At 40.7% G+C, this 9,865-nt stretch carries 6 protein-coding genes; 3 read left to right on the top strand and 3 right to left on the bottom strand.

Features of this window, described 5'->3' with window-relative positions; genetic code table 11:
* Positions 1-1,000, top strand: a 1,000-nt coding sequence (locus KH180_RS15950; protein ID WP_290762177.1) for an InlB B-repeat-containing protein, incomplete at its 5' end; no start/stop codon positions are given.
* Between the two features lie 170 nt (positions 1,001-1,170).
* Positions 1,171-3,027 carry a leucine-rich repeat domain-containing protein gene (locus KH180_RS15945; RefSeq protein WP_290762174.1) on the top strand — a complete coding sequence of 619 codons (1,857 nt, stop codon included), beginning with the start codon at positions 1,171-1,173 and terminating at the stop codon, positions 3,025-3,027.
* A 115-nt stretch (positions 3,028-3,142) separates the two neighbouring features.
* Here the strand turns inward: KH180_RS15945 and KH180_RS15940 are convergent, their stop codons facing one another.
* The 3 genes from KH180_RS15940 to KH180_RS15930 are packed head-to-tail and all read right to left on the bottom strand — an operon-like array spanning position 3,143 to position 7,852.
* Complete coding sequence (locus KH180_RS15940) at positions 3,143-3,859, bottom strand: LytR/AlgR family response regulator transcription factor (RefSeq protein WP_290762171.1); 717 nt, start codon at positions 3,857-3,859, stop codon at positions 3,143-3,145.
* Positions 3,840-4,844, bottom strand: coding sequence for an HD domain-containing phosphohydrolase (locus KH180_RS15935; protein ID WP_290762168.1), 1,005 nt, complete (start codon positions 4,842-4,844; stop codon positions 3,840-3,842). The genes KH180_RS15940 and KH180_RS15935 overlap by 20 nt, the downstream gene beginning before the upstream one ends.
* Positions 4,845-4,858: 14 nt before the next feature.
* Positions 4,859-7,852, bottom strand: coding sequence for an ATP-binding protein (locus KH180_RS15930; RefSeq protein WP_290762164.1), 2,994 nt, complete (start codon positions 7,850-7,852; stop codon positions 4,859-4,861).
* Positions 7,853-8,100: 248 nt separating this feature from the next.
* On the opposite strand from KH180_RS15930, the gene KH180_RS15925 reads away from it, so the two are divergent.
* Positions 8,101-9,864, top strand: coding sequence for an InlB B-repeat-containing protein (locus KH180_RS15925; protein ID WP_290762163.1), 1,764 nt, complete (start codon positions 8,101-8,103; stop codon positions 9,862-9,864).
* Position 9,865: the final 1 nt, after the last annotated feature.

Genomic DNA, 9,865 nt, shown 5'->3' with positions numbered 1-9,865 from the left:
AAGAACAGGATATACGTTTACGGGCTGGGATAAGGCGTTTGATAAGATCACGGGAGATACAGTGGTTACAGCAGAGTATAAAAAGAATGAATACACGGTTAAGTTCCAGGATTGGGATGGAAAACAGCTGGATGAGCAGAAAGTAAAATATGAAGAAGCTGCGAAAGAACCAAAAGCACCGATAAGGGCAGGATATACGTTTACCGGCTGGGATAAGGTGTTTGACAAGATCACCGGAGATACAGTGATCACAGCAGAGTATAAAGAGAGTGAATACACCGTCAAGTTCCAGGACTGGGACGGGAAACTGCTGGACGAGCAGAAAGTAAAGTATGAACAAGCTGCCAAAGAACCAAAAGCACCGGTAAGAACAGGACATACATTTACCGGATGGGATAAATCCTTTAACAAGATTACCGGAGATACAACAATCACTGCTGTTTATCAAAAAAATGCAGAAAAAAATAACCCGCTTCCACATACACCGCAGGGGCAGAAACCGGCAGGGAGAAAAGCAAATAAAAAATTGCCGTTAAAGAAGTCAGTAAAATCCGGACGACAGATTAAAGTCAGCTGGAAAAAGAAAAAAGGTGCGACAGGATACGTGATTTATTACAGCACAAAGAAAAAAGGAAAGTACAAAAAAATTGCTGTAGCCGGCAAAACATCCAATACAAAGGTGATCTTAAAGTCAGGTAAAAGATATTATTTTAAAGCACGTCCATTTGTAAAAAAGAAAAATGGAAAGAATCAGTACAAAAAATTTATCAAGGCAAAGAAAAAAGAATTAAACAAAGTAGTTCAGGCAACTTACCAAAATGCATCCGGATACACAAAATTTGAAATTTGGATGAAAGAAGGAAAGAAAAAATATAAGAAAGTAAAAACCTTTTATCATGGCGGTACGCTGATCTATACAAAACAAAAGGCCAAGACTGGTAAAAGATACAGGTTTCTTTTAAAGGGCAGTGCCGGAAGAAGTGTCAGAGTATTAAAATAATATAACAGCCAGAGTATGAGAATGTTCCCTGTTCTCATACTCTATTTTTGCTTTATGCCGTTTGCGCTGATGAAAAGAATGTTTGCGGCGGTCTTCGTTTTGAAAATCAAATGTAAAGTATACTCAGCTAAGTAATAGAGAAATACATTTATGATTGCGGAGGAAAAACAATGGAGTTAAAAGAAAAAAGGTTAAGGAAACGGCTGGCGGTATGTCTCTTGGCATCTATGCTGCTGGGAGGCAATATATCAAGTCCGTTTAGGGTACAGGCATCGGAAAATGCAGCAGTCAAGACGGGGCAAAAGATTTGGGCCCAAAATAAAGCGGCAGTCCGGGGAGATATGTTAGACGAATCCGGGAAGCCAAGCGGAGTTACATGGGATTTTGAAGCTGCCAGCGGAAAGCTTACGATATCTGGGAAAGGTCTACCGTGCGGTTTTAAATCAGAGTACGATGGAGGACCTACTGCTCCATGGTTTCCATATAAAGAAAATATTAAAAAGATAGAAATCAGCAGCGGTGTTGAACCGGAATCGATGGCATATTGGTTTTACGGATGCAAAAATCTGAGCGAAGCGCCGAAATTACCGGACAGTGTGAAAAATATGGACAATACATTTTGGGGCTGTGAAAAACTTGAGAAAGCACCCGAGTTTCCTGCACGTTTGGAAAGTGCGGACGGAACCTTCAGATTTTGTACTGAGCTTAAAACTGCGCCCAGAATTCCAGAAAGTGCAAAAAATTTACCGGCAGTATTTTATAATTGTGAGAACCTGGAACTCCCGGATGGGTTTCAAATTCCGAAAGGAGCAGAGAATCTGAGATTAATGTTTACCGGCTGTTATAAACTTAAGCATCTTCCGTCTGGATTCCGGATACCGGAGCATGCCAAATATTTAGACGGTATGTTTTGGAACTGTATAGGGCTGAAGGATGCACCGAAACTTTCTCAAAACGCAGAGAGTGCAGAGTGGATGTTTGCCGGATGTGCGCTGGAAAAACTTCCGGATGATTTTCAGCTTCCAAAAAAGATCAAGAATATAAATGGTCTGTTTATCGGAAATAATATGCTGAATGAACTTCCTGAAAATTTTACAATTCCGGACGGAGCGGAGGATGCGGCTGAAATGTTCAGCGGCTGTGATAACCTGACCAGGCTGCCAAAAGGTTTTCAAATTCCGGGAAGCGTACAAAAAACAGACAGTATGTTTAAAGTTGATTCCGGAACTCAAAAGATTTTTTTGCCTTACGATAGTGAATCCTTAATAAAATATTCCGGATGGAAATCTGACGGCAGAACAGTGATACTGTACTGCACAGTAAAATTTCAGGATATCAGTGGAAAGAATATAAAAAATGTAGATATAAACATGGGAGATTCACTTGGCTTGGACCAGATTCCCAAAGCACCGGAAGGCTGTCATTGGAATCTGCCGAACTTAAAAAATATTAAAACAGATCTTACCGTAAAGGCGGAAAAGAATTATCCGGCTCCCCAGACTCCACAGGAAAAGGGGCCTGCGAAAAAGAAACCAAAGAAAAAACTGCCGATAAAGAAAGCAGTGAAATCTGGACGGCAGATCAAAGTTAAATGGAAAAAGAAAAAAGGTGCGAAGGGTTATGCAATTTACTACAGCACAAAGAAAAAGGGTAAATACAAAAAAATTGCTGTTGTAGGTAAGAGGTCTAATACGAAAGTGATCTTAAAGTCCGGAAGAAGATATTACTTTAAAGCACGTCCGTTTGTGAAAAAGAAAAATGGAAAGGTCCGCTACAAAAAATTCATAAAAGCAAAGAAAAAAGAACTAAATAAGGTTGTCAGGGTGACCTACAGAAACGCTGCCGGCTACAAAAGATATGAAGTTTGGATGAAGGTGGGTAAGAAAAAGTATAAGAAGGTTAAGACTTTTTATCATGGCGGAACTCTGACTTATATAAAGCAAAAAGCAAAAACAGGAAAGAGATACAGATTTCTTTTAAAGGCAGGAACCGCTAAAAAGGGAGGAAAAACCAGAGTAATAAAATAATCCGATCATCATATATCGGAAGTAAGTTTATAAAATATAAGGCCAAGTCAAAGTGTGTAAACAATGATATGAAGCATCGTTTACACACTTTCTTTACGTTCATACAGATATTTCTTTACAGTGCCTCCACACTCCAGATCTTAAAGGCTTCTTTGGCCTGCTTGGAATAACTTCTTCCAACTGGCAGAATAATGCCGCTGCGCAGAAGGCAGGAGGAAGTAGTGAGCTTTGAGATCTGATTCAGAGACACCATAAAAGACTTATGGATTCGGATGAACCCGTGCTTTGAAAAACGCGTTTCCATGTTGCTCAAAGTATCATAAATTTCAAAGTGTTCCTGTTTGTAGTGGACAAAAACCTTATGGTTCTGTACTTCCAGATAAGAAATATCCTTAAGGGGTATCATACAATTTTTGCTGCGGTAAGTAAAAAGCAGCTGTTCCCCGGCTTCTTTTTCTGACTGTCCGACAGCCTTAACAATGATTTCTTCAAATTTTTCTTTAGAAACAGAATCTTTAATAATATAGTGATAGGCGAAGACATCAAAGGCATCCAGCATTTTATCGGAAAGGCTGGTTAAAAAGATGATCTTGCTGTCAATACCATTCTGCCGGAGTTTTTTTGCCGCAGTGATCCCATCTATGCCAGGCATCATAATATCCAGAAGTATAATATCGGAAGACAGAAGATCTTCAGATAGAAACAGAAGCTGTTCTCCGCTGCTGCAGACTTCCAGATGGAAATCCAGGTTATAGGCATCCTTTATACTCCGGAGCATCCATGTATACTTTTTCAGGCAGACAGCATCGTCATCACATAAGATGAGTCTCATAATCAGGTACCTCCATTTGATCTGCAATTTCTAAAAACGCATCTACGATTTCGGGGTCAAACTGTGTGCCCCGGTTGTTTTTTAATTCCTGCAGTGCGGTTTCAGGGTCCATTCCTTTTCGGTAACAGCGGGTTGCAGTCATAGCATCATATGTATCTGCAACACTGATAATCCGGCCGATCTTTGGGATATCGGTTCCCTTCAGACCATGCGGATATCCGTTTCCGTCATAGCGTTCATGATGGTAAAGGGTTCCGTCACAGAGACCGGGCAGCATCTTGATATCCTTTAAGATGTGGGCGCCGACCGTGGTGTGGCTTTTCATCATTTCGTATTCTTCCGGGGTAAGCCTGTCCCGTTTTTTTAAAATAGAATCCGGAACGCCTATTTTTCCCACATCATGAAGCAAGGCAATAAAATATACATTTTCACAGTCGTGCGCCGTATAACCAAGACGATGTGCAATCTGTCCGGAATAATAAGCGACTCTCACAGAATGTCCATTGGTGTCAGGATCTTTTGCATCAATGGTGTTGGCCAGCGCAGCCATCGTCTGAATATAAGCAGTTTCCATCTGCCGGGTTTTCTCATCCAGCTTCTGCTGAAGATCTCTCCGGTAATCAAGCAGTTCCAAGGTCTTTTCGACCCGGCTTAAAAGCACTTCTTTTACAATCGGTTTTCCGATAAAATCGTAAGCTCCCATTGAAATACATTCAGCTTCCGTCTGGTCACCAGTATCGGAAGTCAGAAAGATGACAGGAATATCGGCAAGCTCCGGACGGGTTTTCAGAAGACGGAAAAATTCCCGGCCGTCCATCTCGGGCATTAACAGGTCAAGAAGGATCAGATCCGGCAGCTGGTGTTCCATGATCTTTAATGCGGTAGGTCCGGAGATGGCCGGAAAAACATGGTAGGAATCCTTCAGGAGCATCATGACCTGGTTCAGGACGGTTTTACTGTCATCAATAATCAATATTTTATGCATGGTGCATTATCCTTTCACAAACAGTTATATATCAGTGCAGAGTAGCGGTTCAGGTCGCTGTATTCAAAATTGTCATAAGCAGTTTTCAGCCGGTCCAGAAGATGCTGCATTTCATGTGGGTAACAATAATGGTCAAGCACAGAGATTGCCTCGGAAGCCCTCTGGTAATCCATTTCGTTTACGGCGATACAAAGGTCTTTTACCGCATCAGCGGGAAAGTTGGAACGTTTTTCTTTATTCCTGGCAGCTGACGGAAGTGCAGAAAGAAAGCTTTCTAACTCTGTCAGAATGATATCGGTTTCTTGGATGAATTCATCGAAGCGGGCAGAAATTGCCTTCCAGTCCTGCTGGTGGCCGAAATCTTCTAAAACTTTTGCAGTTTCAGAATAATCAGCTGCACCTACGGATTTTGAAGCAGATTTAATGGCATGCACATGGATAGTAAACAGCTTTGTATTCTGCTGGCGGCAGATGGAATCCATTTCATTGCGCCGGTCATAAAGTCCCTGATAAAAGGTCCTCAGCATTTCTATATAAAAATCAGCGGACTGATCAAAATAAGCCAGGGCGGTTTCTGTATCAAAATGCTTCAGTGTTTTAAATAAAACCATCAGTTCCGGAGATGTCTTGGCAGTACACACAGAAGAGCTTTTTTCTGTCTGTTCCACTGCTTTTCCAGAAAGATATGCCAGCAGAGTATCGTGAAGTTCTTTGACATTGATAGGTTTTGCCAAAAATCCTGTAAATCCTTTTTCTTTAAAATAGGTATCGGCATCTGAAAAAACATTGGCGGTGAGAGCAATAACCGGAAGATGCCTGCTTTTTTCCAGAGTACGGATTTTCTGAACTGTTTCCACTCCATCCATACCCGGCATCATATGATCCAGGAAAACCAGATCATAGTGTGTATGGGCTATCATTTCCAATGCTTCAAAGCCGTTGGATGCCAGGTCAATCTCCATCTGGTACGGCTCCATCAGCCGTTTTGCAACAGAGGAATTTACCTCGTTATCATCTACAATTAAAAGTCTGGCCTCAGGAAAAGTTACACTCTCATAGATTCTCACCTTTTCCGGCGCGTGTTTTACGGCCTGTCCATTCAGTATATTGGCAGTCTGCATCAGAAAGTTAAAAGGATAAACCTGATGGTAATTATAGTATTCGGATACAAGAGTTTCATCGTTTTTCATCAGAAGGATCACATGGTCGGAAGGAAACATGTCATCAGCCTGTTCACGGTGTTTTGTAAAATCTGTCTGCCGCATGATCAGATAAGACTTGCGGTCTTTTTCCGGAATGACAGCCGATACAGAAGATACAAGTGACGGCCGGATACCAAGTTTTTTTAATTCCCTTATAAGATAACGGATCAAGGTTGAATCCGTATCAGGGATCAGCAGATATATATTGGCCAGCTGGAACTTGTCGGAAGGAGGAAGCAGGTCACCGGAGGAATAAATCTTCTGGGGAAAATGAACGCTGAATGTGCTTCCTTTTCCATATTCACTTTCTACGGTGATCTCACCGCCCATAAGTTCTGTCAGTTTTTTTGAAATGGCAAGGCCTAGTCCAGTGCCCATGATTGTCTGGTTTTTTTTCATGTCTGCCCGGTTGAACTGGGAAAACAGATTAGGAAGTTCGGTTTTGGGAATGCCCGAGCCAGTATCAGATACAGAAAGAATCAATTCTTTCTGACCATTGTTTAAGAGCCGGTAATCAGCTTTTAACTCGATCTTCCCGGAGGCAGTAAATTTTACGGCATTAGCAAGAAGATTGGTCAGTATTTCCCTGATACGCATTTCATCTCCTATGAGCCTTCTTGGAATCTGAGGATTGATATCTGTGAAAAAATAAATATTTTTTTTGATCAGTCTGGCCATGATCATATTGCACACATCAGAGATTAAGGCAGAAGGGGAATAGCTGCCGTTATTAAGGTCTATTTTGCCGGAGTCCAATTTAGAAAATGAAAGCAGGCTGTTGATAATGCCAAGAAGATTATTTCCAATGGTATAAATTGTAGAAATATCCCGTTCAATATCGTTAGGAAGTTCCTTTCTGAGTAAAAGCTCGGAAAGGTTCAGGATCGCATTCATGGGTGTCCGTATCTCATGGCTCATATTTGCAAAAAAGGCCATCTTGTCCTGGTGAATCTGCCGTTCCCGGTCTGCAATATTTGACAGACGTTCCTCCTCCATTTTTTCCTCATGAATGTCCTGGGTGGAAAAGATAATCTTGGTTTTGTCGTCTTTAAGATAATTATATTCTGCGCGTTTCCAGCGGTAAGAGCTGTGCGTTTTAATACGGTATGTACTCGTATAAGTTGAATCCGGATCTTTTTGTAAATGTGAAACGATGCCGCTTAATGTTGACTGTCTCAGGATCAGCCGGTCTTCCTTTTCGTAGCCAAGAGTTTCAGCCACGTGGGAGGTCAGTTCGTCAAAGTCACCTTCCATTTCGTGCTGAGTAAACCAGTCATCAGGCTGTACAGCATAAAACCGGTAATGGCCTGTGCGGACATCCAGAAGGCCAAGGGTTTCGTAGCTTCGGCTGACAATCAGAGTGCACAGTTCATTGAGTATTTTGATCTCCTGTTTTCGTTCATTTTCCGACTGGATCTGCTGTTCAACCACTGACGTACTGTCTGAAAATACACATTGATATACACGGGAGCCGTCATCAGATGCAATCCGGGTGGCAACACCCTGCAGCCAGGACTTTTTCTGCCCTACATAAATGGGACGGGTAAAAGAGAAAAATTCTCCGGGCTTTTTCAGTCGGTTTAATGAAAGAATAAACTCCCGGTAAGCACTGTCAGAAAGTTTATCAATAAAGGAATGAAAATCAAAATCCCTGCCTGAAGTTTTGTCATAGTTAAGGATTTTACATCCAAAATCGTTTATATGAAGCAGAGACAGATCATTTCCTTTTTGTATAAACTGCATCAGTCCTATGGTCAGGTTATCGTATAGATTTTTATAGAACATTTCTTCCGGATATTTTTCCAATCCATCGCCTCCCCTATCGTTTTATCGCTTACTTTTATTATAGTACAACGGATGAAAAAGAAAAAGCAGGATAAGGCGTCAATGACGGAATCAGCGGCGTAATATGAAAAATTGGGCCGAAAAAAGCAGAATTTGCAGTTTGCGTTTCTAAAGCTGCTGTTTGGGCAGAAAAGAATGAAAGAGGACCCGGCTAAAGTATAATCATTGATGTTATCAGATTGATCAGAAGAAAGGGAAGTGGAAGGAAAATGAACTTATTGAAGAAATCTAAAAGATTTATTTGCATTGCTGCCTCAGTTGTTGTGGGAGTTACTTCCTGCTGGACAGTGAGTGCAGCGGTAAACAGCGTGGGAGATAAGGTTGAGATTGATGACAGAAGTTTTCCGTCAGATGATTTTAGAGACTATGTATTACTAAATGTTGATAAGGATAAGGACGGATGGCTGTCAAAGGAAGAGATGGAACAGGTGACCAGCATTTCACTGTCAGACAAGACCATTCAGAATGTTAAAGGAATTGAATATTTTAAAAATCTGCAGGAATTATTCATGCAGAGGGATAATATAGAAACTATTGATCTGCAGAATAATAAAGAATTAAAAAAAGTAAATCTCATTGGAAACCATTTGAAATCTTTGGATGTGTCAAAAAATTTGCAGCTGGAAGAACTGAAATGCGGCGGAAATAAAGACCTTACAGGCTTAAGTGTAAAAAACAACCGTAACCTTAGAGCTTTTGAGTGTTATTCAGCAGCATTAAAAGATATTGATCTGAACAATAATGAGAAATTAGAAATACTTAACTTAGGATACAATCAATTAAAGACGCTGGATCTTGAAAAAAATCCTGATGTGAGCCAATTAGATATATCCGGAAATCAGATTTCGTATATCGATCTGTCCGGCAGAAGTTTCAGTATGAGGACATTGTCGACTCAGCAGATTCCGGTCAATGCAGTGGAGTCAAACGGTACATACAATGTGGATTTAAAACAGTTCAAAGGGATTGATCTGTCAAAAATAAGGAAAATGACCGGTAAAAACGGGGCAGATATTTCAGCAGACCTGACGTCAGGAAGCTTTCAGACAACAGAAAACAGGCTTATGTATTATTATGACTGCGGTCAAGGCCAGGATCTGGATTTTGACTGTATGAAAGTGCAGCTGATTTTAAAAGCGAGCAGTGAATTTTATGCAGAATCAGCGGATGAAGCAATGGGAACAGCCACAGTGAACGGAGAAAAGTCGGCAGTTGTAAGAAAAGGTGAGGAAGCATCTTTTCAGGCAGTGCCTAAACCGGGATATAAATTTACAGGATGGACAAAAAAAGGGGATACAGAAATTCTCAGCACAAATGAAAGGTTCCTTTGGAAGGCACAGGAAGGCATAACATTGACCGCAAACTTTGCAAAACAGGATGTTAAGCCTCAGCCCAAACCAGATTCCAAACCAGAGCCGAAGCCGGTTCCAAAACCAACACCAAAACCAACACCAAAACCAACACCGGCGCTGAAGAAGCCAATGACATATCATGTTATCTCAGGCAGACAAATAAAAGTCTCATGGAAGAAGTCTAAAAAGGCCAGCGGTTATGCTGTGTATGTCAAAGTAGGAAGAAAAGGAAAGTATCGTAAAATCTATAAAACCGGACGTGTCTCTTCTGCTAAAGTGGTTTTGAAAGCAGGAAAAAAATATACGTTTAAAGTAAAACCATACCAAATTGGTAAAAATGGAAAAATTAAATTTGCAAAATTTAAAAAGGCAAAAAAGAAAGAATTAAAAAAAGTAGTTCAGGTCACTTATAGAAATATCAGCGGTTATGAGGCATATGAACTTTATCTGAAAGTGGGAAAAGGAAGCTATAAGAAGGTAAAGACTGTGAAAAAAGGGGGAACGATTGATTATATAAAACAAAATGCGAAAACAGGCAAAAGCTATCGGTTCCTGCTGAAGGGCTGCAAATATAAAAATGGTAAAAAGATATGTACAAAGTTAAAAGTAAAGAAAATCTAAA

Origin of the sequence: Anaerostipes sp. (assembly GCF_018381315.1) — a bacterium.
Classification (GTDB): Bacteria; Bacillota; Clostridia; order Lachnospirales; family Lachnospiraceae; genus Anaerostipes.
The sequence above is the reverse complement of the archived record's forward strand: the minus strand, read 5'-3'. Positions and strand labels throughout refer to the sequence as shown.